Origin of the sequence: Arthrobacter sp. P2b (assembly GCF_900168295.1) — a bacterium.
In the GTDB taxonomy this organism is placed as follows: domain Bacteria; phylum Actinomycetota; class Actinomycetes; order Actinomycetales; family Micrococcaceae; genus Arthrobacter.
Genome location: NZ_FVZL01000008.1, coordinates 55,989 through 71,727 on the forward strand (window position 1 = coordinate 55,989; position 15,739 = coordinate 71,727).

The 15,739-nt window shown below is 66.2% G+C and carries 13 protein-coding genes; 11 read left to right on the forward strand and 2 right to left on the reverse strand.

The window, feature by feature from the left end:
- Position 1: 1 nt before the first annotated feature.
- Positions 2-478 carry an FMN-binding protein gene (locus B5520_RS13885; RefSeq protein ID WP_079597657.1) on the reverse strand — a complete coding sequence of 159 codons (477 nt, stop codon included), beginning with the start codon at positions 476-478 and terminating at the stop codon, positions 2-4.
- 172 nt (positions 479-650) lie between these two features.
- On the opposite strand from B5520_RS13885, the gene argS reads away from it, so the two are divergent.
- From argS to B5520_RS13935, 10 genes are all read left to right on the forward strand, one after another.
- A complete protein-coding gene (gene argS / locus B5520_RS13890) occupies positions 651-2,300 on the forward strand; it encodes an arginine--tRNA ligase (RefSeq protein ID WP_079597658.1) in 1,650 nt (549 codons plus the stop codon).
- A 5-nt stretch (positions 2,301-2,305) separates the two neighbouring features.
- The gene (gene lysA, locus B5520_RS13895; RefSeq protein WP_079597659.1) at positions 2,306-3,781 is read left to right on the forward strand and encodes a diaminopimelate decarboxylase; all 1,476 of its coding nucleotides are present in this window, start codon (positions 2,306-2,308) and stop codon (positions 3,779-3,781) included.
- The gene (locus tag B5520_RS13900; protein ID WP_079597660.1) at positions 3,782-5,098 is read left to right on the forward strand and encodes a homoserine dehydrogenase; all 1,317 of its coding nucleotides are present in this window, start codon (positions 3,782-3,784) and stop codon (positions 5,096-5,098) included.
- Positions 5,099-6,205, forward strand: coding sequence for a threonine synthase (gene thrC, locus B5520_RS13905; protein ID WP_079597661.1), 1,107 nt, complete (start codon positions 5,099-5,101; stop codon positions 6,203-6,205).
- A gap of 2 nt (positions 6,206-6,207) precedes the next feature.
- The gene (thrB, locus tag B5520_RS13910) at positions 6,208-7,182 is read left to right on the forward strand and encodes a homoserine kinase (protein ID WP_079597662.1); all 975 of its coding nucleotides are present in this window, start codon (positions 6,208-6,210) and stop codon (positions 7,180-7,182) included.
- A gap of 292 nt (positions 7,183-7,474) precedes the next feature.
- A complete protein-coding gene (gene rho, locus B5520_RS13915; protein WP_079597663.1) occupies positions 7,475-9,613 on the forward strand; it encodes a transcription termination factor Rho in 2,139 nt (712 codons plus the stop codon).
- A gap of 261 nt (positions 9,614-9,874) precedes the next feature.
- Positions 9,875-10,948 (forward strand): peptide chain release factor 1, encoded by a 1,074-nt coding sequence (prfA, locus tag B5520_RS13920; protein WP_079597664.1) that lies wholly within the window; start codon positions 9,875-9,877, stop codon positions 10,946-10,948.
- Between the two features lie 8 nt (positions 10,949-10,956).
- Complete coding sequence (gene prmC / locus B5520_RS13925) at positions 10,957-11,829, forward strand: peptide chain release factor N(5)-glutamine methyltransferase (RefSeq protein ID WP_079597665.1); 873 nt, start codon at positions 10,957-10,959, stop codon at positions 11,827-11,829.
- 12 nt (positions 11,830-11,841) lie between these two features.
- Positions 11,842-12,657 (forward strand): L-threonylcarbamoyladenylate synthase, encoded by an 816-nt coding sequence (locus B5520_RS13930; protein ID WP_079597666.1) that lies wholly within the window; start codon positions 11,842-11,844, stop codon positions 12,655-12,657.
- Positions 12,657-13,415, forward strand: a complete 759-nt coding sequence (locus B5520_RS13935) for a WecB/TagA/CpsF family glycosyltransferase (protein WP_079597667.1) — start codon at positions 12,657-12,659, stop codon at positions 13,413-13,415. Before B5520_RS13930 ends, B5520_RS13935 begins: the two co-directional genes overlap by 1 nt.
- 21 nt (positions 13,416-13,436) lie before the next feature.
- Here B5520_RS13935 and B5520_RS13940 read toward each other — a convergent pair whose 3' ends face one another.
- Positions 13,437-14,333 (reverse strand): glycosyltransferase, encoded by an 897-nt coding sequence (locus B5520_RS13940; protein WP_079597668.1) that lies wholly within the window; start codon positions 14,331-14,333, stop codon positions 13,437-13,439.
- 286 nt (positions 14,334-14,619) lie between these two features.
- On the opposite strand from B5520_RS13940, the gene B5520_RS13945 reads away from it, so the two are divergent.
- Positions 14,620-15,732 (forward strand): MraY family glycosyltransferase, encoded by a 1,113-nt coding sequence (locus B5520_RS13945; RefSeq protein WP_079597669.1) that lies wholly within the window; start codon positions 14,620-14,622, stop codon positions 15,730-15,732.
- The last annotated feature ends 7 nt before the right edge of the window (positions 15,733-15,739 follow it).

A 15,739-nucleotide genomic window follows, 5' to 3' on the forward strand; every position in this document is an offset into this window, starting at 1 on the left:
ATTACTGCGCCTCCGACTTGATCTGTTCCACTGCCTGGTTGAAGCCTCCGCTGGTAAGGGATGAACCGGCAACCTTGGCGACCTTGAGCTCGTCAATGCTCTTGCCCACCACCTGGGAGGCGATACCGCCGGCAAACTCGCCCTGGAACTTGCGGGTGTTGGGGTTGGAGGGGTGCTGGGTGATCTGGACGTCCGTCACAGTGCCCGAAGCAAGAGTCAGCTGCACTCCCACGGTCTCGGTGCCATTGGGGGAAACGTAGTTCCCGTCGGCGCTGTAGGTTCCGTCCTTGTAGCTGGAGCCGCTGCCGGCCAGGGAAGACGCGGACGCCGACGGCGTGGCCGCCGCGGTTTCCGACGTGGCGCCGCCGGTGGACACGGGGACGCTTTCAGTAGCGGACGGCGCGCAGCCGGCCACGGTTCCGGCGAGGGACAGGCCGGCGATGCCGGCGTAAACACTCTTGCGGACTGACGGTCTCATAAAAAGGCTCTCATTTCGGTTAAGTGTTCGGGACGGTGCTTACGCTGGAGTCAACGCTGAAACCAGCGTATTGGTTCAACTTGTAGCCGGCTTGTGGATTCCCTGTGGAATGCCTAGGTCGCCGGACCAGTCCCAATTCTTTGCTGTCAGCGGCCCCCGGTAGTCTAGAGGGGTGACTCCCGAAGAACTCTCCCTCGCCATATCCGCCTGCCTGAAAGACGCCGTCGCCACCGGTGACATTGCCCTTTCAACATCAGCTCTGCCTGATGAGGTACGCGTGGAGCGGCCCAAGAACCGGGACCACGGCGACTGGGCCACGAATATCGCGCTGCAGCTGGCCAAGCAGGCGGGCACCAACCCGCGCGAATTCGCAACCGTCCTGAGCACGCGGCTGAAGGCCATCGACGGCGTTGCCGGGGTGGAAATCGCCGGACCCGGCTTCCTCAACATCACCGTTGACGCCGCCGCCGCCGGTGCCCTCGCCCGGATGATCGTCGAAGCGGGCACCCAGTACGGAACCAACTCCGCGCTCGCCGGCCACACCGTGAACATGGAATTCGTCTCCGCGAACCCCACCGGGCCCCTCCACATCGGGCACACCCGCTGGGCCGCCCTCGGCGACTCCATTGCCCGCGTGCTGCGCGCCTCCGGGGCAGATGTCACGGCTGAGTACTACATCAACGACGCCGGCTCCCAGATGAACGTCTTCGCCAACTCCGTCTACTCCCGTCTGCACGGCCGCCCGGTACCGGAGGGTGGCTACCCGGGCCAGTACATCGCGGACCTGGGCCACGAAGTCCTCACCGAGCACCCGGACATCCGCGAACTCACCGAAGTTGCCGCGCTCCCGGTGATCCGCTCCGCCGCCTACAAGGCGCAGATGAAGGACATCAAGGCCACGCTTGCGGACTTCGGCGTCGAGTTCGACGTCTTCTTCTCCGAGCAGGAACTGCACGACGCCGGCGCGATCGAAAGTGCCGTTGCCCGCCTTCGCGAGCAGGGCCACGTGTTCGACGACGGCGGAGCCGTCTGGCTCCGGACCACGGACTTTGGGGACGACAAGGACCGAGTGATGATCCGCGCCAACGGCGAGCCCACCTATTTCGCCGCGGACGCTGCCTACTACCTGTCCAAAAAGGACCGCGGTTTCACCGAGAAGATCTACCTGCTTGGCGCCGACCACCATGGCTACATCAACCGGTTGAAGGCCATTGCCGCGTGTGCAGGGGACGATCCCGAGAAGAACATTGAAGTGCTGATCGGCCAGCTGGTGTCCGTCAACGGTGCCAAACTGTCCAAGCGCGCCGGAAACATCATCGAGCTCAAGGACCTGATCGACTGGCTGGGCAAGGACGCCGTCCGCTACTCCCTGGCCCGGTTCCCGGCCGACTCGCCGCTCACCCTTGATCCGGAGCTGCTCAAGAAGCACAGCAACGAGAACCCTGTGTTCTATGTGCAGTACGCCCATGCCCGTTCGCGCGGTGCAGCCCGCAACGCCGTGGCCGCCGGAGTGGACCGTTCCGCCTTCGACGCGTCCCAGCTGGACCACGCCACGGAGAACGAGCTGCTCTCCCACCTGGGCAGCTACCCCTCGATCGTCGCCAAGGCTGCGGAGCTGCGCGAACCGCACCGCGTGGCCCGCCACCTCGAAGTCATCGCCGGCGCCTACCACCGCTGGTATGACGCCTGCCGCATCGCGCCCATGGGCGATGAAGAGGTGACCGACGTCAACCGCACCCGGCTGTGGCTCAACGATGCCACCAGCCAGGTACTCGCCAATGGCCTCGACCTGCTTGGCGTTTCGGCGCCGGAACGGATGTGACGGCAATGTCTGTGCAGACCGGAAACACCGCATCCCCGCTGGCGCCGGAGTGGCTGGCAGTTCCTGCTGACCTGAATGCCCTGCAGGAGCCGATGTGGGCAGGAAGCGTGCAGCGCAACGGCCTCGGCGAACTCACTGTCGGCGGGCGGTCAGTGTCCGAGCTGAAGCAGCAGTTCGGCACGCCCCTGTTCGTCATGGACGAGGCCGACTTCCGCGCCCGGGCGCGCGCCTTCAAGGATTCCTTCGACGCTGCCTTCGCTGACATCTGCGGCGGCGTGGATGTGTACTACGCCGGAAAATCCTTCCTGTGCAGTGCCGTGGTGAAGTGGGTGGAGGAGGAAGGGCTCTGCCTGGACACCGCCTCCGGCGGCGAGCTGGCTGTTGCCGCCCGCGCCGGCATCGCGGGGGAGCGGGTGGCGCTGCACGGAAACAACAAGTCCGACGCCGAACTCAACCGTGCGCTCGACATGGGCCTGGGCCGGATCGTGGTGGACAGCCTGTCCGAGCTCGCCCGGGTGGGCGACATCGCCCAGTCCCGCGGTGAGCAGGCGAAGGTCATGCTGCGCCTCACCCCGGGCGTCCACGCCCACACCCACGAATTCATCGCCACCGCCCACGAGGACCAGAAATTCGGACTCTCCATGGCGGCCGACACCACTGAGCAGGCCGGCCTGTCGGCGGCCGAAGAAGCGGTGGCGGCGGCATCGGCGCATCCCGGCATCGACCTCCTGGGCCTGCACTGCCACATCGGCTCCCAGATCTTTGAACCGGACGGTTTTGCGCTGGCTGCGGAGAAGCTGCTCCGTTTCCTCGCTGCGATGCAGGAAAAGTACTCCATCGTGATGCCGGAGCTCGACCTCGGCGGCGGCTACGGGATCGCCTACACCCCGGTGGACACCCCACGCCCCGCCGCGGACATCGCGACGGCGATGGCCGCCGTCGTGCGTTCAACCTGCGCCGAGCTGGGCATTGAGTCGCCGCGGATCTCCATTGAACCCGGACGTGCCATCGTGGGCAGCACAACCTTCACGCTGTATGAGGTGGGCACGCTGAAGACCGTGCGCGTCGACACGCCGGCCGCTTCCGGCGGACGTGAGGACGGTAACAACGTTACGTATCCGCGCCGCTATGTTTCAGTGGACGGCGGGATGAGCGACAACGCCCGCCCGGTGCTCTACGACGCGGATTACTCGGCAATTCTGGCGTCCCGCACGTCGGCCGCGGCCCCGCAGCTGTCCCGCGTGGTGGGCAAACATTGCGAGAGCGGCGACATAGTTGTTAGAGATGTATATCTGCCCGAGGACGTGGCAGCCGGTGATCTGCTTGCTGTACCGGGGACCGGCGCCTACTGCTGGGCCCTCTCGAGCAACTACAACTATCTGGCCCGGCCGGGCGTTGTCGCGGTGCGCGACGGATCTGCCCGGCTGATTGTCCGCGGGGAAACCGAAGAAGATCTGCTGAACCGCGACATGGGAGTCTGAATGACTGAATTGCGAACCCTGAAAGTGGCCCTGCTGGGCTGTGGCAACGTTGGGGCCCAGGTTGCGCGGATTCTCATTGAGGACGCCGACGCCCTTGCCGCCCGCACCGGAGCCCGCCTCCAGCTCAGCGGCATCGCCGTGCGCAACGTGAATTCCAAGCGGGACGTTGAGCTGCCGCAGGACCTGTTCACCACCGACGCCGAGACCCTGGTCAAGGACGCGGATCTGGTGATCGAGCTGATGGGCGGCATCGAGCCTGCCCGCACGCTCATCCTTTCCGCGCTGAGCAACGGCGCCTGCGTGGTCACCGGCAACAAGGCCCTGCTGGCCCAGGACGGCCCCACCCTCTACGAGGAAGCCGACAAGGCCGGCGTGCAGCTTTCCTATGAAGCTGCCGTGGCCGGCGCCATCCCCATCCTGCGCCCCATCCGTGACAGCCTTTCCGGCGACCGGATCACCCGCGTGCTGGGCATCGTCAACGGCACCACCAATTTCATCCTGGACCAGATGGATTCCACCGGCGCCCAGTTCGCCGACGCCCTGGCGGAGGCCCAGCGCCTCGGCTACGCGGAAGCGGACCCCACTGCCGACGTCGAAGGCCACGACGCCGCGGCCAAGGCCGCCATCCTGGCCACGCTGTCCTTCCACACCCGGTTCGCCCTGGAAAACGTCCACTGCGAAGGCATCACCAAGGTCAGCGCCGCGGACATCGCCGCGGCCAAGGACGCCGGCTTCGTCATCAAGCTCCTGGCAATCGCCGAGAAGCTCACGGATGCCGACGGCAACGAGGGCGTGTCCGTCCGTGTCCACCCCACGCTCCTGCCCCGCGAACACCCGCTGGCCGCCGTCCGCGGCGCGTTCAACGCCGTCTTCATCGAGGCCGAGAATGCGGGCGAGCTGATGTTCTATGGCCAAGGTGCAGGCGGTACCCCCACCGCGTCCGCTGTGTTAGGCGACCTCGTCTCCGCGGCGCGGCGCCTGGTCCTCGGCGGACCGCAGCGAACCGAGACCACCACCGGGCATGTTCCGGCGCTGCCCATCGACGCTGCCGTCACCAGCTACTACATCGGCCTGGATGTTGCCGACCAGCCGGGGGTGCTGGCCAAGATTGCGCAGATCTTCGCCGAAAACGGCGTCTCCATCGAAATCATGCGGCAGACCATCCACCGCGACGCGGAGTCCAACGTGGAATCCGCGGAACTGCGGATCGTCACCCACCGCGCGTCAGAGGCTGCCCTCGCGGCCACCGTTGAGGCCGTGAAGGGCCTGGACGTCATCAATTCAGTTACATCCGTTCTGCGGGTAGAAGGAGTCTAAGTGGCTCACCAATGGCGCGGCGTTATCCGCGAATACGCTGACCGCTTGCCCGTGACGGAATCCACCCGGGTCATCACCCTGGGCGAGGGCGGCACCCCGCTGGTGCACGCGCAGAAGCTCTCGGAACTCACCGGTTCCGAGGTTTACCTCAAGGTGGAGGGCATGAACCCCACCGGCTCCTTCAAGGACCGCGGCATGACCATGGCCATGACGGCCGCCGTCGAGTCCGGTGCCAAGGCCGTTGTCTGCGCCTCCACCGGCAACACCTCCGCCTCCGCTGCTGCCTACGCCACCGCGGCCGGGCTGAAGTGTGCCGTCCTGGTGCCCGAAGGCAAGATCTCCATGGGCAAGCTCAGCCAGGCCATCGCGCACGGCGCCACGCTCCTGCAGGTGGACGGCAACTTCGACAACTGCCTCGACATCGCCCGGAAGCTGGGGGAGTCCTACCCGGTTTTCCTGGTGAACTCCGTCAACCCCGCCCGCATCCAGGGGCAGAAAACCGGCGCTTTCGAGATCGTGGACGCGCTGGGCGATGCTCCTGACATCCACGTGCTTCCGGTGGGCAACGCCGGCAACATCACCGCTTACTGGAAGGGCTACAAGGAGTACTCCGCGCCTTTCGAGTCCGCGACGGCCGGCACGCTTCCGGCGGTTTCCACCAAGACGCCCGCCATGTGGGGCTTCCAGGCAGCGGGTGCCGCGCCCTTTGTCGCCGGCCACCCCATCACGGAACCTGACACCATCGCCACGGCCATCCGCATCGGCAACCCCGCTTCCTGGGATGGCGCCATCGGCGCCCGCGACGAATCCGGCGGGCTGATTGACGCCGTCACCGATGAGGAAATCCTCAACGCACACCGCTGGCTGTCCTCCCGCGAAGGCGTCTTCGTGGAGCCCGGCTCTGCCGCCGGCGTCGCGGGTCTGCTCAAAAAGCACGCTGCAGGCGAAGTTCCCTCGGGCAAAACCATCGTCATCACCGTCACGGGCCACGGCCTCAAGGACCCCCAGTGGGCCCTGCGCACCGAGGATGGAAGCGACGTGCAGCCGGTCAAGGTTTCCAACGACGTTGTCACCGTTGCTGCTGAACTGGGACTGGAAGAAAAATAACCTTGGACACCACCTCGCAGGCCACCGTCGGACTGCAACTCATCGAGGCCGGCCAGCGGGTCACGGTCCGGGTTCCGGCCACCACGGCCAACCTTGGCCCCGGCTATGACAGCCTGGGGCTGGCCCTGGCAATGCACGACACCCTGACCGTGGAAAGCCTGGACACGGACGAGCTCCTGTTCGATCTCCGCGGCGAAGGTGCGGAGACTTTGCCGCGGGACGCCAGCCACCTGGTGATCCGGGCCATGGACGCCGCCTTTGAGCGCCTGGGATTCCGGCACGCCGGCCTCAAGGTGACGGCTGACAACGTCAACCCGCACGGACGGGGCCTGGGCTCGTCGGCCTCGGCAGTGGTGGCGGCCGTATCGGCCGCTAACGCGATGGTGCCGGCAGAACACCAGCGCGGACAGGAATGGATCCTGCAGCTCACCAGCGAGCTGGAAGGGCATCCGGACAACGTCGCACCGGCAATTTTCGGCGGACTGGCGCTGTCGTGGCAGGACAGTGACCAGTACAGCAGCACCAGCGCCACGGTCGCGGACCCGGTCATCCCCATCGTGGCTGTTCCGGATTTCGAGCTCTCCACCGAAGCGGCCCGTTCTCTGCTCCCGGCCTCGGTGGGACACCACGCCGCAGCCATGAACTCCGGGCGGGCGGCGCTGCTGATCCACGCGTTGACGCAGAAACCGGAATTCCTGCTTGCCGGCACCGAAGACTACCTGCACCAGAGCTACCGGGCGGAGGCGATGCAGCCGAGCGCAGCGCTGATCGCCGCCCTGCGCACGGCGGGGCACGCGGCAGTGGTTTCCGGCGCCGGACCCACCGTCCTGGTCCTGGCCAACGGCGAAGCGGAAGCCTCAGATGCACTGGCATTCATCGAGGCGTTCACGTCCGCCAACACGCCTGACGTGGCCTGGCGTGTTCTGAAGCTGGCAGTGGACGTTGAAGGTGCTAAGGTGGACTTGCACCGGCGGTAATTCCGCCTATCTGATCTGGTCCTGCATTCACTTGCTCTTTGATCTCCTACTGCGAATGTATTCCGGTGCCGCCTGCTTGGTCTGTCGCAGGAATCTGCAGCATCCAACTGCCCCTAAAGCGTCAGTCCGGCGTTCCGCCATGGGCGGAGCGGAAGGTGAATCAGTATCCGGCCCTGCTGGCCGATATCCAACCGGCAAGGCCGAAATCCGGCTGCAGATCTGAACTGCAGCCCAGATCAAATCATCGCGTCCAGCTCCCAGTCTGGACGCCGTCGAGGGGGAAGGATCCTTCGTGACCGAAACCACTGAGCTGTCGCCAGCTGTGGAACTATCAACTTCTGCTGCCGAATCACCGGCAGCACCCGCCAAGAGCAGCGGCCTGGCCGGCCTGAAGCTCGCCCAGCTGCAGGCTCTTGCCAGCCAGCTGGGGATTTCGGGCGGTTCCCGCATGCGCAAGGGAGACCTGGTTTCGGCCATTTCCGCCCATCGCGCCGGCACCCCCACCACCAAGGCTCCGGCCCGGAAGGCGGAAAAGGCTACCGAGAGCGTGGCTGCTCCGGCTGTCACCGCTCCTGCCGCTGCTGCACCCGAAACTGCTGAGGCTCCTGCTGAAGCAACCCGTGCACGTGGCCGTGGCCGCAGCCGCCGGGCTGTCAGCGACGGCGTTGTAGCTCCTTCAGCCGGCGAAGCCGCCGAGGCTCCGGCCGCCCCCACCCAGGTGGAACTTCCTGCCGTTGCCGAAGCCACGGAAACGGAAGGCGCCGCCGAGCGCCGCCAGCCGCGCACCCGCAATCGCCGCCGCGGCGAAGCTGCCGCCACAGTCCAGGAAGCACCTGTTGAGGCCCCGGCCGAACAGCCCGCACCCGAACAGGCCGTTACGGAACAGCGCTCCACGGAGCAGCGCTCCGAGGCGCCTGCCGCTGACACGGTCGACGCCGGCCAGCGCACCGACCGCCGCGAAGGCCGCACCCGCGGTGGCCGGGACAGCGCAGCCCGCGACTCCGACGGCGGGCGTGACAACGCCGGCAGCCGTGAGGCAGGCCAGCGCGAAGGCAGCCGCCGCGACGACACCCGCGAGGGCGACGATACGGACGGCGGCAGCCGCCGGAACCGCCGCAACCGCCGCGACCGGAACGACCGCAATGACCGCTCGGGCGGGCAGGACCGGGACAACAGCTCCCGCAACGACCGCTTCCGCGACCGCAACGACCGCCGTCGCGGCCGTGCGCAGGGGCCCGACGTCGACGACGTCGAGGTTACCGAAGACGACGTCCTGCTGCCGGTTGCCGGCATCCTGGACGTGCTGGAGAACTACGCCTTCATCCGCACCTCCGGCTACCTCCCGGGCCCGAACGACGTCTACGTCTCCCTGGCCCAGGTCAAGAAGTACAACCTGCGCAAGGGTGACGCCGTCGTAGGTGCCATCCGTGCCCCCCGCGACGGCGAAGACCGCAGCCAGCAGTCCAACCGCCAGAAATTCAACGCGCTGGTCCGCGTCACCTCGGTCAACGGCAAGACCGCCGAAGATCTCAAGGACCGCGTTGAATTCGCCAAGCTGGTTCCGCTCTACCCGTCCGAGCGCCTGCGCCTGGAGACCGATCCCAAAAAGATCGGCCCCCGCGTCATCGACCTCGTGGCTCCCATCGGCAAGGGCCAGCGCGGCCTGATCGTCTCCCCGCCGAAGGCCGGTAAGACGCTCATCCTGCAGTCCATCGCGAACGCCATCACCACCAACAATCCTGAGGTCCACCTCATGATGGTTCTGGTTGACGAACGCCCCGAAGAAGTCACGGACATGCAGCGCACCGTCAAGGGCGAGGTCATTGCCTCCACCTTCGACCGGCCTGCCGATGACCACACCACCGTGGCCGAACTTTCCATCGAACGCGCCAAGCGCCTCGTGGAAATGGGCATGGACGTGGTGGTCCTGCTGGATTCCATGACCCGCCTGGGCCGCGCTTACAACCTGGCAGCACCGGCCTCCGGCCGCATCCTGTCCGGTGGTGTGGACTCCGCAGCCCTCTACCCGCCCAAGCGCTTCTTCGGTGCAGCCCGCAACATCGAAAACGGCGGCTCGCTCACCATCCTGGCAACGGCCCTCGTGGAGACCGGTTCCAAGATGGACGAGGTCATCTTCGAAGAGTTCAAGGGCACCGGCAACATGGAACTGCGCCTGTCCCGCCAGCTGGCGGACAAGCGCATCTTCCCCGCCGTGGACGTCAACGCGTCCGGCACCCGCCGCGAGGAGAACCTGCTCTCGGCCGAGGAAGTCAAGATCATGTGGAAGCTGCGCCGCGTCCTCTCCGGACTCGAGACCCAGCAGAGCCTTGAACTGCTGACCAACAAGATCCGGGAAACCCAGAGCAACGTCGAGTTCCTCATGCAGGTCCAGAAGACGACGCTTGGTGCGAAGTCGGATAACGACAAGTAGCTGAATTCAAGGGCGGGGTGCGGATGCCTCGCGTGGTTCGCCGCGCGGGGTTTTCCGCCCCCGCCTTCGTCGTTCGGTTTTGCCGCCCCCGCCCCTACGCTGGGCGGCTTCCGATCTTCGATCGTTTGCCGCCCAGCTCCGGCAGGCCCGATGCCACTCCCGGGGCGGCAAAACCGAACGCCTCTCAGTAGGGTCACCTTCCCGGTTCCCCACCTTTGTCGCCGCATTACTAGACTTGTACAAGTCGAAAGAGGTTTACAGATGTTTGAGTCCGTACAGGGCCTGCTTGATGAGCATGATTCCATCCAGGCGCAGCTGGGGGATCCTGCTGTTTATGCTGACCAGCGGCTTGCCCGGAAGCTGGGGCGGCGGTCGGCTCAGCTCAATGGCATTGTTGAGGCCTATCACAAGTGGGAAGCACTGCGCGATGACCTCGCTGCGGCCAAGGAGATGGCTGACGAGGATCCCGAGTTCGCTGCCGAGGTTCCTGAGCTTGAAGCTTCGCTGGAGGCCGCTGCCGCCAAGCTCCGGCGCCTGCTGATTCCGCGCGATCCGGATGATGCCCGCAACGTGATCCTGGAGGTCAAGGGCGGTGAAGGCGGCGATGAGGCCGCGCTGTTCGCCGGTGACCTCCTGCGCATGTACACCCGCTACGCGGAATCTCGTGGCTGGAAGACCGAAATCATTTCCGCCACCGAGTCCGATCTCGGCGGTTACAAGGACGTCCAGGTAGCCGTCAAGGGCAGCTCGAACGATCCCGCCGAGGGCGTCTACGCGCGGCTCAAGTTCGAGGGCGGCGTGCACCGTGTGCAGCGCGTTCCTGTCACGGAGTCGCAGGGCCGCATCCACACGTCCGCGGCCGGTGTGCTGGTCCTGCCGGAGGTGGATGAGCCCGAAGAGCTCGAAATCAACCAAAACGACCTGAAAATCGACGTCTACAGGTCGTCCGGTCCGGGCGGGCAGTCCGTGAACACCACCGACTCCGCCGTCCGCATCACCCACCTGCCCACGGGCATCGTGGTGGCCATGCAGAACGAAAAGTCGCAGCTGCAGAACCGTGAAGCCGGCATGCGCGTCCTGCGGGCCCGCATCCTCGCGCACCAGCAGGAGCAGATCGACGCCGAGAACTCGGCCCAGCGGAAGTCCCAGATCCGCACCATGGACCGCTCTGAGCGCATCCGCACCTACAACTACCCTGAAAACCGCATCGCGGACCACCGCACGGGCTACAAGGCGTACAACCTGGACCAGGTTATGAACGGTGACCTGGAGCCCGTCATCCAGTCCGCCATCGAGATGGACGAACAGGCACGCCTGGACGCCATCGGCGACTAGCCCGACGGATGACCATCGGGCCAGGCCAATCCCTCGCTGCCGCGATCAGTGAGGCCACTGCCATCCTTCGGGACGCCGGCGTGCCCAGCCCGCGCGTTGACGCCGAGCTCCTCGCCGACCATCTCCTGAAGGTCGGCCTGGGGCGGCTGCGCGCCATGATGCTGGGTGATTCCCCGGCTCCCGAGGGGTACGCCGACCTGGTGGCGGAGCGTGCCGGCCGGATACCCCTGCAGCACATCACCGGGGTGGCGCATTTCCGCTACCTGGAGCTGGCGGTAGGGCCGGGCGTGTTCATTCCCCGGCCTGAGACGGAATCGGTGGTCCAGCTGGTCATCGACCATGTCAAGGGCATCCCGTCACCCAGGATCGTCGATCTGGGAACCGGGTCTGGTGCAATCGCCGGCTCCATCGCGCATGAAGTGCCCGGAGCCGAGGTGCACGCCGTCGAATTCAGCCCCTTCGCCCACGCCTGGGCGGCGAAAAACCTCGCCCCCTTGGGCGTCCATCTCGTGCTGGGGGACCTGCGCAACGCCCTGCCGGAGCTCAACGGAACGTTCGACGTCGTGGTTTCAAACCCGCCGTACATCCCTGCCGAGGCCATTCCCAACGAGCCCGAAGTTGCGCTTCATGATCCGCCCGAGGCGCTGTACGGCGGGGGAGCGGACGGCATGGAACTTCCGACGGCGGCAGCGGCCTCCGCTGCCCGGCTGCTGCGCCCGGGCGGCTACTTCGTCATGGAACATGCGGAGGTCCAGGCCGGCTGGATCGCGGCCATGATGGGCCGCGCAGGGAAGTGGAGCAGGATTACGACGCATCTGGACCTCAACGGCAAGGAGCGCGCCACCAGCGCCGTGCTCGCGGATCCAGACCTTACGGAATGAAAGAATAGGCCAGTGACCACAACCTATAACTGCAGTACGGACGATCAGCGCGCCCTGGGACTGGAGCACGCCCAGCGTGCCATCAGCGAGAAAAAGTGCGTGGTGTTCCCGACGGATACGGTCTACGGGATCGCTGCCGACGCGTTTTCGCCGCAGGCTGTCACCATGCTCCTGGTATCCAAGGGGCGCAGCCGCACCATGCCCCCGCCGGTGCTGATCCCGCGCATCAACGCCCTGGACGGACTGGCCACGGACGTCCCCGCGGACGCCCGGAAGCTTGCCGAAGCGTTCTGGCCAGGCGGCCTGACCCTGATCCTGCATGCCCAGCCGTCACTGGACTGGGACCTCGGTGAAACCAAGGGAACCGTTGCGCTGCGGATGCCCGCCGACGATATCGCCCAGGAGCTGTTGACCCTCACCGGGCCGCTGGCTGTGTCCTCCGCCAACCGTACGGGGCAGGCTCCTGCTCAGACCGCCGCAGCCGCCCGGGAGCAGTTGGCCGACTCCGTGGAGGTCTACCTTGAGGGCGGTTTCCGGCCCGCCGAAGGCGAAGCCGCAGTGCCTTCAACGATCGTGGACGCCACCGGGCCCCGGCTGCGGGTGGTGCGCAACGGCGCCGTAAGCCTTGACCAGCTGCGCGAGCATGTTCCCGGTGTGTTGGGGCTCGGGGAGATTCCAATGGCCGAGGAGGAACCGGCGGAGGAAGAACCGGTAGTTGCGGAACCGGCGTCCGTTCCCGCCCCGGAGGCGTCCGGCGCCTCCGGGTCATCCGTGGTGGAGCCGGCGACGCCCGACTCCGACACGCCGGCCGGGAACCCGCAGCCTTGATGACTTTGGAGCGCCAGCAGATTCCGGTACTGGAGGTCGACGCCACCCCGCTGCGGGTTCCCGAGCTGGTGGAGGAACTCAGCCGCTACATCCAGGACGGATCCACCCGGACCGTCCTTGGCCACAACCTGCACAGCGTCACCCTCACGCTGTCCGACGACGGCTTCCGGAACCTGTACGAGCGCAGCGACGTGGTGCTCCTTGACGGCGCCCCCGTGCTCTGGCTGTGGGGGAGGACCGGCAACGCCGAAGGCCCCGTCATGGATTACCGGCTGGGTTCGACGGACTGGCTTCCGGCACTGGACCAGGTGCGGGGCCTGGAGCGGATCGCCGTGGTGGGCGCCGGCGCGGAAGCCAACGCAGGAGCGGTCAGCAGGCTGCAGGCAATAGTCCCCGGCGCGCGTGTCACTGGTTTCCCGGGTGCAGGCTGGGACGCGGAGCTGGAGGAAGCAGCAGTTGCATGGCTCCACCGTGAGCAGCCGCAGCTGGTCCTGCTGGGCCTGGGTATGCCGCTGCAGGAGGAAGTCCTCCAGCGCAGGCTCCGTTCGTTGCCGCCCGCCGTCTACTGTGCCGTGGGCGGCGCCATCGAGCAGTTGGCAGGAATCCAGAAACTCGCCCCCCGCTGGCTGGGCCGGCTTGGGCTGGAGTGGGCCTGGCGGCTGCTCCTGCATCCCAAGCGGGTGGCGTACCGCGTGTTCGGCGAGCCGTGGGTCCTGCTGTGGCTCCTTGCCGCCCGGCGGCTGAAGCGCCGGGCGTGACGCCGGAACTGTAGTCCGGAGCTAGAACTTCTGGTCCTCCAGCGGCGCAAAGCCCTTGCCCCGAAGGCCCTTGCTGAACGATGCGGCCCAGCCAAGGAACCCGGCAAGGTCGCGGCGCTGGAGGAAGTAGCCCAGGTAGCCGCCGACGTCGGCCACCAGCGAGCGGACCCGGAAATAGCGGCGGATCAGGTAGCCGCGGTTCCGGTAGTAGTAGTACCGCTTGAAGGCGGATTCCGGAACAATGACGTGCCAGCGGGCTCCGAAGACATGCTGCGTCTCTGAAAATGCATGCGGGTGGGTGATGGCCGTGGTTGTCACCGTTCCGAACCGGATCCCGGCCTTGCGCAGCCGGATGGTGAAATCCACTTCGTCACCGCGGATGAAGAGGCGCATGTCGGGCAGCCCCACCTTGAAGAAAACATCGGAGCGGATCAGGGCGCCGTTGAAAAAGTGCCCGTCATTCGGCAGGAAACCACGTTTTTCCACCTCTGCACGATCGTGGGTGACCTTGCCGTCCAGGCGGAAGAAAAAGGACAGCCGGTCCGGATGGCCAGGCGCTGTCACCAGCGGGACCACTGCCTCAAGGTCGCGTGCCTCAGCCTCGCGCAGCAGTGTGGCGAGGCATTCGGGATCAGCCGGCTCGGCGTCGTCGTCCATCATCCAGATCCAACGGGCGCCGCTTGCCACTGCCTTCAGTGCGGCGAGGGCGAATCCACCCGCCCCGCCGAGGTTGGCTTCGGAGCGGACGTAGTCAACATTGGCGTGTCCTGCGGCGACATCCCTGGCCGGGACGGTACCGCTGTCCACCAGGCAGATTGTGTCCACCGCGGCGGTCTGGGCGTTGATGGAATCCAGCAGCACGGCCAGTTCCCTGGGCCGGTCGAAGGTCACGGCGGCGACTGCAATACGGGGTGTCATGGGGGTCCTTTCAGCATGGCTGTCAGGGATTTCCCCGCTCGTAATGCGCCCGTGTGGCGCGAAGCCATGAAGCCGGTGGCGCTAGTATCTTTGACTAGAGTCCACTGTAATACAGCCCTGTAAGGCACCGCGTCCACGTAAAAACGCACTGCCTGCTGCGCGCTCGGCGACGGAGAAGTTTCATTTATCGAAGAACAGATTCCCGGCCCGTGAGCCCACCCACCACCAGGCAAAGGCCAACGCCGGTGCCCTGCTTCACCACCACACCTGAAATGACCAGCACCCCATGATCATGTACCTGCTCATGGGCCTGACGGCTGCCGTCGTGTCCTACGCCGCCACCTGGGCCGCCCGCGTGGTGGGCCACCGGCTCGAGCTGCACCTGCCCATCCGCAGCCGCGACATGCACTCCACCCCTGTTTCCCGGCTCGGCGGCGTGGCCATCTTCCTCGGCATCATGACGGCGCTGATCGTGGCAAGCCAGTCCTTCTTCGTCAAGGACATCTACCGCAACAACTTCTCGCCGTGGGGCGTCCTCGCGGGAGCGGCCGTGATCGTCCTGGTCGGCGTAGCGGATGACCTGCTGGACATCCGGTGGTGGGTCAAGCTCATCGGCCAAAGCGCAGCCGCCCTGACCGTAGCGGTCTGGGGAGTCCAGATGACCGTCGTGCCCTGGGTGCCGGAGCCCATCTACCTGGAGAACGAAACAATCCGGGTAGTGCTGACAGCCGGGCTGATCGTCACCACCATGAACGCGTTCAACTTCATCGACGGTCTGGACGGCCTGGCCGCCGGAGTGGCCATCATCGGCGGCACCGCTTTCTTCTTCACGGCCTACTGGGTCCACCGGAACGCAGTACTGCTGGACTACTCGGACCTTGCCACCCTCATCACGGCGGTCCTCGTGGGAAGCTGCCTGGGTTTCCTGCCCCACAACTGGTTTCCCTCGAAGATCTTTATGGGGGACTCCGGCGCCATGCTGATAGGGCTGCTGATGGCATCCGCCGGTGTTGTCTCCACCGGCCAGATCACCTCCGGGCTCTACGACCGGGTCAACGGTATCTCCACCGTGATTCCCATCCTGCTGCCGTTTGCCGTGCTCTTCCTGCCGCTGCTGGACCTGGGCCTTGCGGTGGTGCGCAGGACTGCCCGCGGCCGGTCGCCGTGGTCCGCGGACCGGGGCCACCTGCACCACAAGCTCCTGGACATCGGCTACTCGCACCGGACCGCCGTCATCCTGATGTATCTCTGGACCGGCGTCCTGTCCTTCGGCGGCCTCGCGTTCGCCATCTTTCCCTGGCAGATTGTCCTCTCGGTGGACCTGTTCGCCACGCTGGTCATGGGACTTGTCACCGCCTGGCCCTACCTTGCCCGCAGGGGCGAAGAATCGCAGGCGTAATGCCGTG

Coding starts and splice junctions, on each gene's coding strand:
- B5520_RS13885 (WP_079597657.1), bottom strand. CDS start 478: ATGAGACCGTCAGTCCGCAAGAGTGTTTACGCCGGCATCGCCGGCCTG.
- lysA (WP_079597659.1), top strand. CDS start 2,306: ATGTCTGTGCAGACCGGAAACACCGCATCCCCGCTGGCGCCGGAGTGG.
- B5520_RS13900 (WP_079597660.1), top strand. CDS start 3,782: ATGACTGAATTGCGAACCCTGAAAGTGGCCCTGCTGGGCTGTGGCAAC.
- prfA (WP_079597664.1), top strand. CDS start 9,875: ATGTTTGAGTCCGTACAGGGCCTGCTTGATGAGCATGATTCCATCCAG.
- prmC (WP_079597665.1), top strand. CDS start 10,957: ATGACCATCGGGCCAGGCCAATCCCTCGCTGCCGCGATCAGTGAGGCC.
- B5520_RS13935 (WP_079597667.1), top strand. CDS start 12,657: ATGACTTTGGAGCGCCAGCAGATTCCGGTACTGGAGGTCGACGCCACC.
- B5520_RS13940 (WP_079597668.1), bottom strand. CDS start 14,333: ATGACACCCCGTATTGCAGTCGCCGCCGTGACCTTCGACCGGCCCAGG.
- B5520_RS13945 (WP_079597669.1), top strand. CDS start 14,620: ATGATCATGTACCTGCTCATGGGCCTGACGGCTGCCGTCGTGTCCTAC.